The sequence below is a fragment of the Arcicella sp. GW822-FHT02H01 genome (genome assembly GCF_058802005.1).
This window is the reverse complement of sequence record NZ_JBXANT010000001.1, coordinates 2,564,342-2,582,999: the sequence shown is the minus strand read 5'-3', so window position 1 is coordinate 2,582,999 and position 18,658 is coordinate 2,564,342. Positions and strand designations below refer to the sequence as shown.

18 protein-coding genes are annotated in these 18,658 nt (G+C 34.8%); 15 read left to right on the top strand and 3 right to left on the bottom strand.

Annotated features, from left to right (window positions below; translation table 11 throughout):
* Nucleotides 1-123 precede the first annotated feature (123 nt).
* Entirely contained in the window at nt 124-879 is a 756-nt protein-coding gene (locus AC1RNE_RS11075) for a cell division protein FtsQ/DivIB (protein ID WP_492801031.1), read from the top strand.
* Between the two features lie 132 nt (nt 880-1,011).
* The gene (gene ftsA / locus AC1RNE_RS11070) at nt 1,012-2,394 is read left to right on the top strand and encodes a cell division protein FtsA (protein WP_492801030.1); all 1,383 of its coding nucleotides are present in this window, start codon (nt 1,012-1,014) and stop codon (nt 2,392-2,394) included.
* 43 nt (nt 2,395-2,437) lie between these two features.
* Here ftsA and AC1RNE_RS11065 read toward each other — a convergent pair whose 3' ends face one another.
* Complete coding sequence (locus tag AC1RNE_RS11065; RefSeq protein WP_309921818.1) at nt 2,438-2,857, bottom strand: nucleoside-diphosphate kinase; 420 nt, start codon at nt 2,855-2,857, stop codon at nt 2,438-2,440.
* A gap of 224 nt (nt 2,858-3,081) precedes the next feature.
* On the opposite strand from AC1RNE_RS11065, the gene AC1RNE_RS11060 reads away from it, so the two are divergent.
* From AC1RNE_RS11060 to AC1RNE_RS11000, 13 genes are all read left to right on the top strand, one after another.
* Nucleotides 3,082-4,107 carry a DHH family phosphoesterase gene (locus AC1RNE_RS11060; protein ID WP_492801029.1) on the top strand — a complete coding sequence of 342 codons (1,026 nt, stop codon included), beginning with the start codon at nt 3,082-3,084 and terminating at the stop codon, nt 4,105-4,107.
* A 61-nt stretch (nt 4,108-4,168) separates the two neighbouring features.
* The gene (locus AC1RNE_RS11055) at nt 4,169-5,035 is read left to right on the top strand and encodes an FKBP-type peptidyl-prolyl cis-trans isomerase (RefSeq protein WP_492801028.1); all 867 of its coding nucleotides are present in this window, start codon (nt 4,169-4,171) and stop codon (nt 5,033-5,035) included.
* Between the two features lie 244 nt (nt 5,036-5,279).
* Nucleotides 5,280-6,164: an FKBP-type peptidyl-prolyl cis-trans isomerase gene (locus tag AC1RNE_RS11050; RefSeq protein ID WP_492801027.1), complete on the top strand. Its 885-nt coding sequence runs from the start codon at nt 5,280-5,282 to the stop codon at nt 6,162-6,164.
* Nucleotides 6,165-6,176: 12 nt separating this feature from the next.
* Complete coding sequence (locus AC1RNE_RS11045; RefSeq protein WP_492801026.1) at nt 6,177-7,055, top strand: FKBP-type peptidyl-prolyl cis-trans isomerase; 879 nt, start codon at nt 6,177-6,179, stop codon at nt 7,053-7,055.
* 61 nt (nt 7,056-7,116) lie between these two features.
* Complete coding sequence (locus AC1RNE_RS11040; protein ID WP_492801025.1) at nt 7,117-7,689, top strand: non-canonical purine NTP diphosphatase; 573 nt, start codon at nt 7,117-7,119, stop codon at nt 7,687-7,689.
* A gap of 252 nt (nt 7,690-7,941) precedes the next feature.
* Complete coding sequence (locus AC1RNE_RS11035) at nt 7,942-10,494, top strand: DUF5686 and carboxypeptidase-like regulatory domain-containing protein (protein WP_492801024.1); 2,553 nt, start codon at nt 7,942-7,944, stop codon at nt 10,492-10,494.
* 659 nt (nt 10,495-11,153) lie between these two features.
* Entirely contained in the window at nt 11,154-12,083 is a 930-nt protein-coding gene (locus AC1RNE_RS11030) for a sensor histidine kinase (protein ID WP_492801023.1), read from the top strand.
* The gene (locus AC1RNE_RS11025) at nt 12,080-12,874 is read left to right on the top strand and encodes a LytR/AlgR family response regulator transcription factor (RefSeq protein ID WP_492801022.1); all 795 of its coding nucleotides are present in this window, start codon (nt 12,080-12,082) and stop codon (nt 12,872-12,874) included. Before AC1RNE_RS11030 ends, AC1RNE_RS11025 begins: the two co-directional genes overlap by 4 nt.
* 257 nt (nt 12,875-13,131) lie before the next feature.
* A complete protein-coding gene (gene plsY, locus AC1RNE_RS11020) occupies nt 13,132-13,782 on the top strand; it encodes a glycerol-3-phosphate 1-O-acyltransferase PlsY (RefSeq protein WP_309921845.1) in 651 nt (216 codons plus the stop codon).
* Between the two features lie 122 nt (nt 13,783-13,904).
* Entirely contained in the window at nt 13,905-15,260 is a 1,356-nt protein-coding gene (locus AC1RNE_RS11015) for a dipeptidase (protein ID WP_492801021.1), read from the top strand.
* 205 nt (nt 15,261-15,465) lie between these two features.
* Nucleotides 15,466-16,296 carry an N-acetylmuramic acid 6-phosphate etherase gene (murQ, locus tag AC1RNE_RS11010; RefSeq protein ID WP_492801020.1) on the top strand — a complete coding sequence of 277 codons (831 nt, stop codon included), beginning with the start codon at nt 15,466-15,468 and terminating at the stop codon, nt 16,294-16,296.
* A 148-nt stretch (nt 16,297-16,444) separates the two neighbouring features.
* Nucleotides 16,445-16,786: a c-type cytochrome gene (locus tag AC1RNE_RS11005; RefSeq protein ID WP_492801019.1), complete on the top strand. Its 342-nt coding sequence runs from the start codon at nt 16,445-16,447 to the stop codon at nt 16,784-16,786.
* A 111-nt stretch (nt 16,787-16,897) separates the two neighbouring features.
* A complete protein-coding gene (locus AC1RNE_RS11000) occupies nt 16,898-17,188 on the top strand; it encodes a hypothetical protein (protein WP_323252866.1) in 291 nt (96 codons plus the stop codon).
* Nucleotides 17,189-17,267: 79 nt separating this feature from the next.
* Here AC1RNE_RS11000 and AC1RNE_RS10995 read toward each other — a convergent pair whose 3' ends face one another.
* Entirely contained in the window at nt 17,268-17,729 is a 462-nt protein-coding gene (locus tag AC1RNE_RS10995) for a DUF5606 family protein (protein ID WP_492801018.1), read from the bottom strand.
* Between the two features lie 92 nt (nt 17,730-17,821).
* Entirely contained in the window at nt 17,822-18,424 is a 603-nt protein-coding gene (gene yihA, locus AC1RNE_RS10990) for a ribosome biogenesis GTP-binding protein YihA/YsxC (RefSeq protein WP_309921864.1), read from the bottom strand.
* Nucleotides 18,425-18,658: the final 234 nt, after the last annotated feature.

Genomic DNA, 18,658 nt, shown 5'->3' with positions numbered 1-18,658 from the left:
TTTTTTAATTTCGTATGGTTTTTTCAAACTTTTAGAAATTTTCATAGTATAATGATTAGTTTCATTAGTATATGAATAGGCTTTTTCTAATTGCTTGATAACAATAACCTTAATTAAATTACATTGAACCCCTTACGAAAAATTAGAAAATGGATTTGGCCAACAGTACTAGCTGTAGTCTTACTGTTGATTGTAATTTATGCTGAAAATGTTCATCATTATCAGAAATGTAAGAAAATAAATGTAAGAATCGAAGGAGCTAATGAGAGTAAATTAGTAACTGCTAATGAAATATTAGCCATTGTTAGCCCGAATGTAGTGGATAGCCCAGAGGGAAAACCTTTTGATAAGATTGATTTTAAGAAAATAGAAAAAAAAGTTAGTTTAAATAAGTTAGTAAAGTCGTGTCAGGTTCACCGAGATTTAAGTGGAGAAATGACAATAGATATTGTAGAACACACACCACTCGCCCGAGTATTATATAATAAAGGTTCAGATAGTTACGTAACAGAGAAAGGCGATTTTATCGGTATTTCTCAGCATTTTACTCCCAGAGTTTTACTGCTTTCGGGAGGGTATTTTGAAAAAATACAAAATTTAAAGGAGGTAAAAAGTAAAGCTATCGTAGATCTAATCAATGCAATCAATGAGGATACTTTTTGGAAAGCACAAATAACACAATTAATCGTTGAGAAAGATGGTGGGATTACAATGGTGCCCGAAATAGGGAATCATGTGATTGAATTTGGAATGGGAATAGATATTGAAGCAAAATTTAAGAAAATTAAAATTTTTTATAAGGATATTCTACCCGTAAAAGGGTGGGATACCTATCATAAAGTAAGTGTAAAATACAGAAATCAGATTATTTGTGAGTAAAAATGGCGTTTCACCATAAGCTTTATTAATCGGTAAATAATTATTCAGTAAGAGTAGTTACCTTAGGGGGCTTATTGGGAAAATTTATTGTGTAGCTATTTTTAATCTCAAATTATTTAAATTCTACCTTCCATGAATGAAATAATCGTTGGACTTGACATAGGCAGTAAGCAAGTAAGTGTTGTTGCTGGCAGACTTGACAGTTTGGGCAAGTTGGAGATTCTTGGTTTGGGTAAAGCCGATACCACTGGAAGAGTCTCCAAGGGTGTCGTGTTGAATGTCAATAAAACAATAGAAGCAGTTCAGTCTGCTATTGAGCAAGTTGAAAACCAAGCTAACATTCATATCAGAGGAGTTGTAGCCAGTATCGCTGGTCCCAACATACATAGTTCAAAACATAAGGCTGGTATTACCAGACAAACTCGTGGTGAAGAAGTAACTGTTACAGATGTAGACCAAGTTGCCAATGATGCCCAGCGAACTTTTATTTCGCAGGGGAATGCTATTGTTCATAATTTACCTCAGGAATATTCTGTAGACTCTGCCAATGGTATTCAAGAACCAGTAGGTATTAGTGGATTGAAATTGCAGGGTGAATTTTTAATGATTGTTTCGCCACAAGCTGAGTTAGATAAAACAAAACGCTGTATTGAACGCTCAAAAGATAAAATGGAGATTGAAGGTGGATTAGTTTATTCTCCTTTAGCAGCTTCATTGGCTGTACTGACAGAACAAGAAAAGAAAACAGGCGTTGCCCTAGTTGATATAGGAAGTGGAATTACAGAAATCGTAATTTATTATAAAGGTATAGTGAGGCATGTAGCAGTACTACCATTTGCTGGAGATTCAGTTACTACTGATATTGAGCAGGGATGTGGCGTATCTGTAGAACAAGCAGAGCAATTGAAAGTAAAGTTTGGGTCGGCTATTGCGGAAGAAGTAGCTATCGAAGAGGTTGTTTCTATCCCGAGTGCTAATGGACGTAAGCCTAAAATAGTTTCGGTTAAAAATATTGCCATTATCATTGAAGAAAGACTCAAAGAAATTATGACATTGGTAGTAGCCGAAATTACTCGTTCTGGCTATTTAAATAGAATCAACTGTGGTATTGTTATTACAGGAGGTTCTGCTCAAATGCCATATATCGACCAGCTTTTTGAAAGAGTAGCACAAAGAGACGTAAGAATTGGCTATCCAAACGAAAACTTAGGAAGATCATTTACCGAAGAAATTAAAAATCCAACTTATTCTACAGCCGTAGGATTGGTTTGGAAAGGAATCAGAGAAATAGACGAGCGTGAAGAAGGTTATAAAATACTTAGAAAAGATGCTCCTGTAATTATACCAATTGTACCAATCAATAATAATACTGGTGTTAATAAAAACGGTAGAGAAAATACCAAAACTGCTGAAACCAATGGAAAGAAAAGCTCTTTGGGTTTTTTCGGGAAATTGAAGCAAGCAGCAAGTAGAATTATTGGAGAAGATTTGGGTGATAATGATAAATACGAGTAGTAAAATAACCCTTGCTACTCATATTTATCATTAAAATCATATCTTAGAATTGCTCGATACCTCCAAAAAAGAAGAATCCTTCTATTGATGCATTCTCATCTGAATCAGAACCATGAATAGCATTTGCTTGAACTGATTTAGCAAAAGCTTTACGAATAGTCCCTTCTGCTGCATTAGCAGGGTTTGTCGCTCCTATCAAAGTACGGAAATCTAATACTGCATTTTCTTTTTCCAAGATGATTGGAATAATTGGCCCCGACGACATATAGTCGCATAATTCACCATAAAAAGGTCTTTCAGCGTGAACTGCATAAAACTCTCCTGCTCTTTCCTTAGTAAGTAGCGTTTTTTTGATAGCTACAATACGGAAACCAGCTTCTTCAATCATTTTAATAATTGCTCCCGAATTACCTTCAGCTACTGCATCGGGCTTAATCATTGTAAAAGTTCTGTTAGTTGCCATATTTTGGATTTATGAAATGTGTGGAATGTAATTTTGAAGTCATTGAAATGCATAAAATCTTATTAAAAGATTCTAAAACTGATTTTAAATAGATTATTTCTGCAAAATTACGACAAAGCTGTAAGGTTTTAGAAACCTTGCAGCTTTTTTTGTGGAGAATTCTCGCTAACTTTGCTATTCATTTTTAGAATAAAACATAATATCCTGATAATCAATCGTATATAATGCAAAATCTTGAAGCCTTTCGTGAGTTGATAAATACGCCCAAAAAAATTGTAATTACAACCCATTTTAAACCCGATGCAGACGCACTTGGGTCATCATTAGGACTAGCAAGATATTTAAAAAAGAAGGGACATCAAATTACAGTAATCACGCCATCTGATTACCCTAAATTTTTATTTTGGATGCCTAACAATGACGAGGTCATCAATTATGAAGATTATAAATTAAGAGCAAAATCTAATAAATTAATTGCTGAGGCAGATGTTATTTTTTGCTTAGACTTTTCGGCACTATCGCGTATTGAAAGTATGACCGAGCCTGTCAGACAGTCGCAGGCAATCAAAGTAATGATTGACCATCATACTTTTCCTGAAGATTTTGCCCAGTTTAGTTATCATGATACCAATGCCGCTGCTACTGCACAGTTAATATTCCAATTAATTGTTCTTTTAGGAGACCAAGCTTTGTTAGATGTGGCTATTTGTGAATGCTTGTATGCAGGAATAATGACAGACACTGGCTCGTTCCGTCATCCAAGTACTACACCAGCCGTGCATAGGATTGTAGCAGACATTATGGAAATAGGCGTTAATACCAATCTGATTCACCGTAGAATCTATGATAGTACTACTGCCGAACGTTTGAATTTCTTAGGTTATGTCCTTTCGGAAAAACTAGTGGTGTTGCCAGAATACAGAGTTGCCTATTTTACCGTTACAGAAGAAGAATTAAAGCGTTTTAATTCCCAAACTGGCGATACCGAGGGCATTGTAAATTATGGTTTACAAATTGAAGGCATGGTGATGTCGGCTATTATTGTAGATAGACCCGAAGCCGTAAAAATGTCTTTCCGTTCTGTGGAAGAATTTGCTGTCAATAAAATAGCCTCAAAATATTTTAGTGGAGGAGGACACAAAAACGCCTCTGGCGGGAAAACTACAGGGATTGGTTTGGACGCAACCGTCGAAAAATTTATTAGTATATTACCAGAGTATCAATCAGAATTATTGGCAGTACCCCTTTAAAAAAATAAACAAAGGCTCTTTGAGCAATAAAACTAAAATAAAATCAATAAAATCAAACAAAATGTTAAAAAGAATCAGTGTTGTATTGTTGGCTGCCAGCATGATGGTTGCATGTAACAAGAATCGTGTAGAAGTAAAAGACGGAGTGAAAATCCAAATTCATAGTCACGATGACAAAGCAAGAAAATTAAAAGACGGAGATATTATTTCGTTTACTGCAAAAATCCAAAACTCGACTGATTCTGTTCTTCAAGAATCTCCAGCTTCTCAGCCTGCACGTGCTATGTTGCAACCTGCTGGTGTATCAGGCTTCAAAGGTTCATTTGAAGATGGTTTACGCTTACTTTCATTAGGTGATAGCGCAACAATTTTTGTACCTGTTGATTCTTTGGCAAAAGGTGGACAACAGTTGCCTCCATTCTTAAAGAAAGGTACAGATTTAAAATATACAGTTAAAATCTTGAAAGTACAGACTAAAGCTGAATTTGAAAAAGATATGGCTGCTGACCAAGCAAAAGCAAAAGTAGAAGCTGAAACACGTAAAGCTAAATTACCAGAATTGATGGCTGATTATGTTAAAAAATCAGGATTAGCCTTCAAAACTACTCCATCAGGTTTACAATATGTTATTACGAAAGAAGGTACTGGTGAAACACCAAAAACTGGTGATGTTTGTAAATGTATGTATGTAGGTAAGTTTTTAGATGGAAAAGTGTTTGACCAAAGCCCAAGCCCATTAGATATGCCTATCGGTGGAATGATTCCTGGCTTCAATGAAGCATTGTTGATGATGAAAAAAGGCGGAAAAGGTACTTTCTTGATTCCACCTCAAATAGGATATGGCGAAGCCGCTCAAGGTCCGATTCCAGCAAACTCTGCTTTAGTGTTTACTGTGGAAGCAATCGATTTCAAAAAAGGAGGACAATAGCCCTTGCAAGAAGGTAAGTAGGAAGAACAATGAAAAAGGAAAAATTAAAAGCACAGACCAATGAGGCTTGATTTTAATTTTTTCAAAGATTTTATTGTACTTTTTTGCTTACCTTTTTTGTTTTATGCCATTTTAACAGTTTTTAACGAATTAACAGCAATGGATTTCGTTATTTTGCGTTTCATTTAGGAGTTTAGTTTCGTTATGATTTAACGAATAACTGATAATCAAATAACAGTCAGTAATGATGAAGTTCAAATTATTAAACCTTTTAGTGTTTGGGGCGCTAGTGTGTATGCTCAGTTCATGTCTTTCAACAGTTGTATTGGAAGAGAATGTAATCGACCAACAAAACGAAACACAAATTCAGCAGTATATCAGTAGTAAAAGCCTAACGATGCAAAAAGCTTCAAATGGGGTTTATTATGCTATCGGTAAGGCAAATGCTAGTGGTCGCCAAATAATATTGGGAGATACTATCAGAGTACATTATGTAATTACAAGACTAGATGGTGTTAAAATTGATAGCTCGTCAGTACTAACGAACAAGCCTTTTACGTTTTATCATAACGGAGTAAATACTAATATCTTTTTGAAATTTCTTTATTTAATGCACGAAGGCGAAACGGGTACGTTTATTTTACCTTCAAAATTAGTCGGTGGTGGCGTAGCATTTCCGAATCTAGCGGCTAATCAACCAGTGCGTTGTGATATTTCTTATTTCTACACTTTCGGTGAAGAAGCCGATATTGACCACTATATTGCTAAAAATAAGATTACAGTTACTGAAAAAACAACCGAAGGTGTTAGATACATCAAAACAAAAGATGGCTCGGCAGATTTAATTTCGGGAAAAGTAGCTAAGATAAAATACACAGGTAAGTTCCTGAGCGGAGAAATCTTTGATACCAACGTTGGTAAAACAGATTCTTTGAGTTTAACGGTTGGTTCATCATCCACTTCATTTGTGACTGGCTTCGTAGTTGGTGTTAATAAAATGAAGCTAGGTGAAAAAGCAACGTTGATTTTCAGATCTGCCTTGGGATACAGTTCAACTGGTAGTACAACGATACCGCCGTACACTCCCCTTATTTTTGAAGTCGAAATAGTAGCATTAAAAGATCAATAAAAAACACAGATTATGAATAGAAGTACATTTTGGATAATGTTGGTTGGCGTAGTAGGATTACTAAGTAGCTGTATGAGTACAGGCGAAGATACAACACAGAGGTATCTTGATAATGAAAACAAAGTAATTCAGTATGGTAAAGATAAAAGCCTTACGCTTACTAAAGATGCTAGCTCTGGAGCTTATTATACCCTAACAACTTTAAATAGCTCAGGAAGAAGCCCAAAGGCAACAGAATTAGTAAAAGTTTATTATACCTACAGAAAGTTAGATGGAACCTTGCTTGATAGTACTACATCAGTACCTGTCAGTTACCCATATCTAACCTACAGTAGCCTTTTAAATGTCCCTGTTAGTTTGTTGAAAGAAGGCGAAAAAGGAGTATTTATTTTTCCTGAAACAAGCCAATATACAGAACCAACAATTTTAACGATACAGTTAATTTCTACTCGTACAGAAGTAGAGCAAGTAGGTGAATTTGTACAGAGTAAATATGCAGGTTTAAATGTTAACTCAACCAGTAGTGGCTTACAATATGTACTTACTAAAGTAACATCTACTGGAGACTTGGTAAAGACTGGCCAAACGATTACTGTGAGCTACACAGGAAATTTACTATATCCTACTAAGAAAAGAGATAGTAATGGCTTTTATATTTACAATGAACAGTTTGATACAGGAAGTTTTAGCTTTGTGTTAGGACAAGGTTCAACGGTTGCAGGTTTTGAAGAAGCTGTTTCTAAACTGAAACTAGGAGACAAAGGTAGTTTTGTTTTCCCTTCGTCATTAGGTTATGGAACGGGTGGAAGAATTGATAATACTACGGGTACTTATACTATTCCTCCATATTCGCCCTTAAATTTTGAAATAGAAGTTACTGCGGTTAAATAAATATATTACTTCATTTGAAGCCTCCTCATTTTCATTGAGGAGGCTTTTTATTTATTTTATTATGAAAAAACTCTGCTTTGCTACGAACAATGCCCATAAAGTTGAAGAAGTTCAGGCGATATTAGGACAAAATTTTGAGCTAGTGACTCTCAACCAGATAGGATGTAATGAAGAATTGCCAGAAACAGGTAATACTTTGGAAGCCAATTCGTTACAAAAGGCACAATATTTGTATGAACATTATCAGGTTGATTGTTTTGCTGATGATTCGGGCTTAGAAGTAACTGCACTAGGGGGCGAACCCGGTGTTTGTTCAGCCCGCTATGCAGGTGAACAAAGAAGTCATGCCGATAATATCAGTTTGCTATTAAAAAACCTTGCTAGTAAGGAAGATCGTTCTGCACAATTCAGAACGGTAATTACATTAATTATAGATGGGCAAGTAAATCAATTTGAAGGCATTATTAAGGGCACGATTATTGAGGAGTTAAAAGGTACTGAAGGGTTTGGATATGATCCAATTTTTGTCCCAGAAGGTTTTGACTTGACCTTTGCTGAAATGAGTATTGACGAAAAAGGAAAGATTTCACACCGAGCGAGGGCTGTTGAAAAATTAATTACTTTTTTAAAATAAAGAAATATTCATCAATAGTAAGTCACTACTTTAAATACAATTTTATTTAAGGTAGTGACTTTTTTTGGATGATACATAAGGCCTTATGATTGAATAAGTAAACGTGTAATTGCCTTTTAATAAGAATTTTACAGTCCAATAGGGGTTTTGCATAGATGAAATGTCTGTATTATGAGAGCAAATTTGATATTGTATCTAAATAATGTAAATTCGATAAAAATTATTTTATTTCTTTAAACATTCCTACTTAGAATGGCTTATAAAAAAATCCAAAAACTGCTAATTGCTTTAATCTTTATATTAATTTATCAAAATACGAATGCCCAATATGTAATAACTGGAGTGGTGACTGATGCAAAAAATGGCGACCCTTTGCCTTTTGCAACAGTCGGTTTGAAAGGTGTGAACGTTGGAGCTCAAACAAATTTTGAGGGAGTATATGTAATAAAAAGCAAAGTCCTTACAGATTCAATTTATGTGAGTACTGTCAATTATAAAAAACGCACCAAAGCGATTGACAAAAAAGCCTTGAGTCAGAAAATTGATTTTCAATTACAAGGAGAAACAAAGTCCTTGGATGAAGTCGTTGTGTATTCTGGCGAAAATCCTGCCTTCAAAATTCTTCGGAAACTTAATGAAAATAGAGAAAAGAATGATAGAAAACGCCTATCAGCTTTTGAGTATGATTCCTATTCAAAAATGGAATTGGACGTAGACAACATCTCTGAAAAATTTAAGGAAAGAAAAGTGATGAAGCAAATCCAAGGAGCGATAGCCAAGTTTGAAAAATTGGCTGGCGAAGATGGAAAAGCTGTAATTCCGACCTTTATTTCAGAAACCATTTCAAAATATTATTTCCGTGAAAGTCCGGCAAGAAAGAAAGAGATTATCTTGAAAAATAATATCAAAGGAGTAGGGGTAAAAGAAGGAGGGTTTGTATCACAATTGGTAGGAGGAAACCTATTTGCCAATTATAATTTCTATGACAACTTTGTTCCTTTTCTAGGGAAAGATATTATATCACCCTTTGGAGAAAACTGGAAAGGAACCTATAAATGGTTTTTATCAGATACAACCGATGTAGATGGACATGTTTGTTATGGATTAGAATTTGACCCTAAAAACGATAAAGACTTAGTTTTTGTAGGAAAAGCTTATGTTGATACTACGTCATACGCTTTGGTACAGATAGATGCAACCATTGGAAAAGAAGCCAATATCAACTTTATTGATAAAATAAAAATCTCTCAAGAGTTAGAACAAACTTCAGAAGGTGCTTGGCTACCAGCCAAAACCAGATTTTTAGTTGATATCGCCGAGCTATCGAAAAATTCAGCGGGTATGTTGTTGAAGATGTATATCTCTAACAAAGATTTTGTCATCAATAAGCCAAAAGAATTAAGCTTTTATGATTTGCCGATAGAAATAGCAGAAGACTCTAAAGAACCTGACCCAAATTATTGGCTTGGTGCTAGGCACGAATCGCTTTCTGCGCAAGATATTCTTGCATCCAGACTGATAGATACTGTTAGGAATGTTCCTATTGTTAAGACGTATGTTGAAGTAGCCGAGATTATAGCAAGTGGTTATAAGAGATTTAATAAGTTTGGAATAGGCCCATACATCAATTTATTCTCTGTCAATAAAGTAGAGGGCTTTAGAATGAGATTAGGATTTAAAACCAATTCTCAATTTAGTAAAGAATGGATTGTAAAAGGTTGGGCAGGATTTGGAACCAAAGATTTAGTATTAAAATACGGTGGTGAGGTAGACTATATCCTTTCTCGCAGACATTGGACTGTTGCAGGAGTTAAACATAGCTATGACCTAGAGCGTATTGGATTGACACCAGAATTAATTGGGGACAACAAAATATTTTACGCCTTCTCGCGATGGGGTATGTTTTCTGGAGCTTTCTATAGAAGAGAAAGCGAAATCTTCATAAAATCAGAACCGACGAAAGGGTTTACTTTCACTGGGTCATTAACAACCAGAGGTTTTGACCCTTTATTCCAATTTCAATACAGAACCAGACCTGAAGAAGGTCCAAAATCACCAACAGTAGATAATTACGATGATACGTTTTTTACTATTGAAGCACGTTTTGCAAAGAACGAAACCTTCTTGATGGATGGTAACGAACGCATAACGCTTGGCAGTAAACGTATTCCAACTGTTACATTAACGTATCAGCATGGTATGAAGACCTTGAATGGTGATTTTAGCTATGATAAATTCATGGCAAAAATCTTTCAATCGTTCAGAGTAGGAACGTTGGGACGTTCAGACTATACCTTGCAAGCAGGCTATATACCAACAGTATTGCCTGCACCGCTATTGTTCCCACATTTAGGGAACGAGACTTTTTTTTATAATCGTGCAGCATTTAATACGATGCACTATTTTGAATTCGTAAGTGATAAATACGTATCCTTGAATTATAATCACAATTTTGATGGATTACTTTTCAATCGTATTCCTGCCATTCGTCAACTAAAATGGCGTTTGATTGCCTCTGCCAATGTACTATTTGGTAGCCAAAGAGCAGAAAATACAGAGTTGATGCAAGAAGCAATACCCGTGATTAATCCACGTCACATAAAAGGTGAACTTCAACCAAGATACAGTTTTTCAGGATTAGAATCTGACAAGCCGTACATTGAAGTAGGATATGGTATTGATAACATATTCAAGATATTTAGATTACAGGCATTTCATCGCCTATCATATCTCGATCACGTTTCTCCTTCTGGAAGAATCCCTTCTCCTTTTGCACTAAAAGGGTCAGTACATTTCTCTTTTTAAGGCAAACTTATTAGCTTTACATAAAAGTCCTACTTTACAGCTTATAAAAAATCTGTGAGGTGGGATTTTTTTTGGGTGGCTAATAAAATCAAACTGTTTTTTATGAAATAGATACTTTATTACTTATATATCAAAAATACCAGTAGAGGTTGTTAGACTAGTTAAATCAGTTGTAGCCCAAAACTTATTATTAGTAGTAGTAGATTTAGTGAAGCTAGAAACAGTTTTTTTCGAAAGATTTAATTTTGAAGTTTTCATTTTATTAAAATTATAATTGTTTTTTTAATTTCTTTATTTGTGTTACTGATTTTGTTGATTCAAAATTGCAAAGAAAATGACCGATAAAATGGCTCTTTGCCTTAATCAACTTATTATCAATCCGAAAAGCCTTATTATAGATTTGAATTGATAAGACTTCCTACATCTATTATTCAATGAGATTTACGTTGACGTTAGAAATATTTAAAGTATTTTAAAAAATGAATAGAAAAAAGAAGGCACATATCATTCTTTGGATTTTGTATGTGATTTATTATCAACTAAACTATATAATTGTATTATTTAAGTTTGATTTAGCTTCAAGTATAATAATCTTGATAAATTGTGCTTGCTGGATAATGATATTCTACTGCTGTGCATTATTTATTTACCCTAAGTTTTTGACATCAAAAAAATATACCACAGTCATTATTCTATGTTTTTTAACTGTTTTTATATTTTCCATTATTAATGCCTATTCGGTCCAATTCTTTTTTCCCGATTATCCAGGAGCAGAGATTAATGCAGAACGATTAACTCGTAATTTTTGGAGTGCTCAGATTTATACTTTCTATGCGTTAGGCTATTATTTTGCAGAAAAATCAATTAATCAACAAATAGAAATTGCTGTTCGAGATAAAGAAATAAGTGAACAAAAGATTGCTCTTGCAGAAAAGGAAGCGAAAATTGCAAAACAAGAATTGGAAATAGCTATCTTAGCGAAAGAAAAAGCCTTGGCGGAAATGGCATTTTTAAGGGCCCAAATAAATCCGCACTTTATGTACAATACCCTTAATATGATTTTTGAAAGGGTAAGAAAAGCATCTCGTGAAGCTGGAGACATTGTATTAGCGTTTGCTGAAATGTTGAGATATGCCACCAGTACGAAGTCACAAGAAGATGAGGTGAGTTTAAGAGGAGAACTAGATTTTGTCAAACAATACATTGAATTACACCTTCAGCGATTCCATTATAAGGTATACATAGACTTTGAAGAAGACGGCGATTTCTCCTATCATAGAATCGTTCCGATGGTGTTGATTACCATTGTTGAGAATGGCATTAAACATGGGGTTTTTGATGACCCTGAAATAGCTTTCACAATCAGAGCAACCTTGATTGATGAAGAATTTGTATTTATAGCCTCTAACAAGAAAAACCCCTATCCCAATGCCATTGCTGATGCTGGACAAACGGGTATAGGGATTAAAAACATTAAAAAACGACTTTTAACGACGTATCCAGCTGAAGCCCATAGTTTAGAAATAATAGATGGTGAAGAAGACTATACGGTTATATTTACAGTAAATTTTAACCTTCTGAAGAAATGATTAATTGTATTGTGGTAGATGATGAACAATCTGCATTAGATCTTTTGGTGGATTATATCAATGATACACCCTTCCTTAATTTAGTGGCTGCTACAACCAACCCTATGGAAGCAGTAGGAATTTTGCAGTCTAGAGAGGTTGATTTAGTGTTTGCAGATATTCAGATGCCAAGGATGAATGGACTTAATTTGGTGAGCTTATTTGAAAACAAAGTGAAGTTTGTGATGACAACAGGGTATCAAGAATATGCCTTGAAAAGTTTTGAGTATGGCGTATTAGATTACTTAGTAAAACCTTTTTCATATCAACGTTTTTTGAAGGCAGTTAATAAAATGCCTTTCAATATGACCCTTGTAGAAGACCCTACTAAGACAATTGAATCAGCGCCAGAACCACCTACCAAAAGAGAAGAATTTATTTTTGTGAAGGTAGATGTAAAAGGTAAATTTCATAAAGTTCTTTATAAAGATGTGGTGTATATGGAAGCCCAGAAAAGCTATGCGTCAATCTATACCAAAGAAGAACGCATAACAACTAACCTTACGCTTTCGGATTTAGAAAAACGCTTACCGCAAGACCGCTTCATGAGGATTCACCGTTCTTATATTATCTCTACTGAGAAAATAACAGGGATAGAAGGGGATGAAGTAATCTTGGATAAAGTAGTGAGGATTCCTGTGGGAGATACTTATGCAGAAGAATTTACTAAAGCCATTGAAGGAAGTATTTACTATAAAGAGAAAGACAGTGCCACCCTAGTATATAGAAAAATAGGGGGAGACAAAAGCTAAAATTCATGCATTAAATTAATGCCAAAAAGCCTTGATACTAACGAAGTATCAAGGCTTTTTTTTAGGGAATATTTCTACCAACGTTCATTCTTTATGAAATGAAAACTTAACATCTGATTAAAAATAAAACATTTAAAAGAGCCAATTTGTACAATTTTAAGAACTTTTAGAGGGTTTCTTGTTTTAATAATTTTTAATTTATATTTGTTTTAAGGAAAATAATAGCACAGTCAACGTATATTAATTACTATCAATCAATGTCAATTTTAGTACTTATAATTTCTTGCACAATCGCAGCATATTTACTGGGGTCTATTCCAACTGCTATTTGGTATGGCGAAGCTTATTTCGGGTTTGATATTCGTAAACATGGAAGTGGTAATGCAGGTGCTACCAATACATTTAGGGTTTTAGGTAAAAGAGCAGGAACGATTGTATTATTAATTGATGCTATCAAGGGCTGGATAGCTACTTCGCTAGCATTAATGATGTACTATGGTCACCTTATAGAATGGAGTGAATGTCAAAATCTGAAATTGCTTTTTGGTTTTGCGGCAGTTTTGGGGCATATCTTCCCAGTATTTTCTAATTTCAAAGGAGGAAAAGGTGTGGCTACTTTGCTAGGGATGGTGATGTCGGTACATCCAGAAGCCGCCTTGGTTTGTATGGTGATTTTCTTTTTGGTTTTTATATCATTCCATTATGTATCATTAGGGGCTATTATTGCATCTTTGTCTTTCCCAATATTACTTTTATTAAAGACTTTTGGCAAAGAAAACGACCTAGTGATTATTTTTGGCTTCATTTTATTCCTTCTTATCCTAATTACTCACCGTAAAAATGTAGTGAGGTTATTCAAAGGACAAGAAAGCAGAATTTACCTTCGTCGAAAGAAAGAATCCGTTTAAATCGGTAGAACATATTATATTTGTACCTTCTGTCATTTTTTTGGCAGAAGGTATTTTTTTGACTCATTGTTTCAGCATTGAAAACATAAATAATGGCTCATCCATTACACAATCACAACAACATGAAAAACTATATTGAAGCTAATAAAGAGCGTTTCTTATCTGAATTACTCGACTTGCTAAGAATTCCATCAATCAGTGCTGATAGCAAATACAAAGATGATGTTAGAAAAGCCGCTGAATTTATTGCTGATAAAATTAAAACGGCTGGGGCTGATTTTGCAGAAATAAGTGAAACAGCAGGGCATCCGATTGTATTTGGACAAAAAATAATAGATGAATCACTGCCAACTATTTTAGTGTATGGGCATTATGATGTGCAACCAGCTGACCCTTTAAATCTTTGGGATTCTCCGCCATTCGAGCCAGTAGTAAAAGATGAAAAAATCTATGCTCGCGGTGCTTGTGATGACAAAGGCCAAGTATATATGCACATCAAGGCTTTCGAAACAATGGTTGCTACAGACGCTTTACCTTGCAACGTAAAGTTTATGATTGAGGGTGAAGAAGAAGTAGGCTCAGACAACCTCGGAACTTTTGTAAAAGCCAATAAAGACCGCTTGAAAGCAGATGTTATTTTGATTTCTGATACGGCTATTATTGCCAATGATATTCCTTCCATTGATGTAGGGTTGAGAGGATTGAGTTATCTGGAAGTTGAAGTAATAGGCTCAAATAGAGATCTACACTCTGGCGTTTATGGAGGGGCAGTAGCTAATCCAATCAACGTGCTGAGCAAAATGATTGCTTCATTGCATGATGAAAATAACCATATCACTATTCCTACTTTTTATGACGATGTAGTTGAATTAACACCTACTGAACGTGAAGCTATGGCACAAACGCCATTCAATTTAGCCGAATATAAGAAAGATTTGGACATTGATGATGTAAGAGGAGAAGCAGGCTATTCTACTTTAGAAAGAGCATCCATCCGTCCAACATTAGATGTGAATGGTATTTGGGGAGGTTATATTGGAGAAGGTGCCAAAACTGTATTACCTTCAAAAGCTTCAGCAAAGATTTCGATGAGATTAGTACCTAATCAGCAATCAGATAAAATTACCGAGCTATTTACCAAACATTTTGAGTCTATCGCTCCAGCAGGAGTTAAGGTAAGCGTTCGCCCACATCATGGTGGTGAACCTTATGTTACACCGACAGATTCTAAGGAATATAAAGCGGCTGAAAAAGCCATGGAAGAAAGCTTTGGGAAGAAACCAGTACCTACTCGTGGTGGTGGAAGTATTCCAATTGTGGCTTTATTTGAGAAAGAATTAGGCTTGAAAACTGTATTGATGGGCTTTGGGTTAGATTCAGATGCGATTCACTCTCCTAACGAACATTATGGCTTATTTAACTATTATAAAGGCATAGAAACGATACCTTTATTCTTTAAATACTATACAGAATCATAAGTAATGGTATAAAATGTTGCGATATTCTTCTGTTTTTTGGATTAATCACAAAATAGTCAATACAATACAGTGTTTAATTAAAGTGCTAAATTGTTATATTTGCAAAAAGATAGAAGTGAGCAAAAGCAAAGAAATATCTTAAGAACATAGATTAAAGAGAGGTATTAGTGTTGATTTTACCTTTTCTGAAAGAATTATAATCATCATGACCGAAATTAATTTAGAAGCCCTTACCACAGAAGAAACCTCACGGTATGAAAACCTTGATGAGATGTCTGTGCGTGAGATTTTAGAAGGCATCAATAATGAAGATAAAACAGTGCCTTATGCTGTAGAAAAGGCAATCCCGCAAATAGAAAAACTTGTGTCGGCAATTGTTCCTAGAATGAAAAAGGGAGGAAGACTTTTCTATATCGGAGCAGGCACAAGTGGCCGTTTAGGAATTGTAGATGCCTCTGAATGTCCGCCTACTTTTGGCGTACCTTTTGATTTAGTCATTGGTTTGATTGCTGGGGGGGATGGTGCTATTCGTAAGGCCGTAGAAAATGCCGAAGATGATATAGAACAAGCTTGGAAGGATTTAGAAGCTTATGATATTCATGAGTTAGATACCGTAATTGGTATTGCGGCATCTGGAAGAACACCTTATGTAATTGGCGGTTTGAACAAAGCACGTGAAAACGGCTTATTGACGGGCGCTATTTCATGTAATGAAGACAGTGAAATATCAAAAGCAGCTGAATTTAAGATTGAAGCAATTCCAGGCCCAGAATTCGTAACGGGAAGTACACGTATGAAATCTGGAACGGCTCAAAAGCTTATTTTGAATATGATTTCTACCTCTGTGATGATTCAATTGGGAAGAGTAAGGGGAAACAGAATGGTTGATATGCAATTAAGCAATAATAAATTGGTAGTGAGGGCTGAAAATATGGTGATGGAAGAGCTAGGCATTAGCCGTGAAGAAGCCGAAGGCTTATTACAGCAACATGGAAGTGTAAGAGCCTCGGTAGATGCCTACAGAGCCAATCATTAACATATCATTAACACCAAGTACAAAAACAAGCAACTATGTTTGTCGTTATAAGTTGAATTACTTAAAAGGCGAACTAGTCTTATGTCTAATTATTTTATCCAACAATAAGATTTAATCAATACATCAGTAACCCTTTCTTTTCTTTATTATGAAAAAAACGATATTAAGTGCGATGTTGCTTTCAGCCCTAGCAATTAATGCAAAAGCACAGGATTTTCCTGAAGATATTAAGCCACTTGTAACAAAGTATGCTTGTACAGCATGCCATAAAGTAGACGCTAGATTGGTTGGCCCTGCATATACAGATGTTGCAAAAAAGAAATATACGAATGAAAAAATCGTAGAATTAATCGGTGCTCCTAAGCCATCAAACTGGCCAGGTTATCCACCAATGGCTGCTTTGAAAGTACCTAAAGAAGATGCTTTGAAAATAGCAGGTTGGATTAATTCACTAGCTGCGAAGTCTAAAGGAAAAAGCAAAAAAGGCTAATACTTTTGAACATTAAAAAAAAATACCTTGACGGCGTTAACGAACTGTCAAGGTATTTTTTTTGTTGGCACAATATTAGTATTTTTAATTCGAGTCGCAATTTTTATTAATATGAACAAATACCAAGTAACCGTCTATTTTAGTGTTGACCAAGAATTCATGAGCTTGGTTCCTGAACACCGTAGTGTGATAAATGACTTAATTCTGAAAGGAGTAATAGATTCTTATGCTATTTCAGCAGAAGCTGGCAGAGGATGGATTATCGTCAATGCTAAAAGCAAGGAAAGTGTTCATAAATACCTAGAACGTTCGCCACTATATAGCTATTTTGAATTAGAGATAGACCAATTGATGGTGTATGATTCACAATCATATCGTTTCCCCAAAATGGTTATGAACTAAGAACGGAATATACAAATAACTAAAAAAGGCTTGGATGTTATTAAACATCCAAGCCTTTTTTAGTTATTCTATCATATTGTTAAGCTTCTTCTGCTTTTGTTTCTTCTGTTTCAACAGCTTCTTCAGTAGTTTCTTCTACTTCAAATGCTTCTGGTAAATTCTGTGAAATGATATTATACCAATTAATCATTTTTTTCACATCCGAGCCATGAACACGTTCACGGTCGAAATTAGGAACTACCGTACCTAAGAAATCAAAAAGATCAGCCTCAGTAGCATTTTTTGTATTCAATTCAATTTTTTCACCATGCGTTTCTCTGATTTTCAAGAAAATATTTGCTAGAGGCATTGCTGCATCTTGGTGATCTTCAATATATACTGAAATATCTTTTAACACTGATACGCGTGCATTTGCTCCCACAACTGAACGAGCTTTTTTGCCATCCAAACTCTCAACAATAACTCCTGTACGTGTTGGTTTTAAAATTCTGTATAACCCACTTTGGCCAGAAATATTGGCTATTTCTTTTAATAATTCCATGTTTTATTTTAATGATTTGTTTTTGCAAAATTACTCAATTAGTTCTTAGCAAAATAGTACTAAGGCTGAAAACCTACCTAGGTAGCTATTTTTCAAGCTTTAAACTCTTGGTTTAAGTCACTAATTGTATGAAGAATTTCTTCTCTACCAGAGCCATTAACGGAAGAGCTTACAAAAAATTGTGGCATTTCTTCCCATGTTTCCAATAGCTTTTCTTGATACAAGGCAACATTTCTGTCAGCAGCCGTTTTTGATAATTTATCAGCCTTTGTAAAAACCAAACAAAAAGGAATACCTTCTTCCCCCAAACGATTGATAAATTCCATATCAATTTTCTGTGGTTCATGACGAATGTCTACTAATACAAAAGTGTATAATAAATTTTCACGGTTTGAAAGATAATCATGAATCATCGATTCAAACTTTTCACGCTCTGTTTTACTGATTTTGGCATAACCATACCCCGGTAAATCTACTAAATACCATTTTTGGTCAATCAAAAAATGGTTTATCAATTGAGTTTTCCCTGGCGTTTGTGATGTTTTAGCCAAGCCTTTTTTTTGAACAATCGTATTGATTAACGATGATTTACCCACATTTGAACGACCAATAAACGCATATTCTGGTTTATCAGGTTTTGGGCACTTTTCGTATTCTGTATTACTCTGTAAAAATATTGCTTCTGTGATTTTCATAAAACTAATGTTAAAATAGTATGCCTACTTATTGAAGGAGATACTTCTTTTTTAAACTTTCACAAATTTACGGAAGATTTAGCACTTCTCTTGCTTCTAAGCTTTTTAACGACAATTATCTCACAAACTAATCATAATCTAAGGAAAAGCTCAACGATTTATTTCAGTATCAAAATCCAGTCTAATGAAACAATCGTATCTTTGTGCAAATTACAGCGATTAGACGATTCGCTT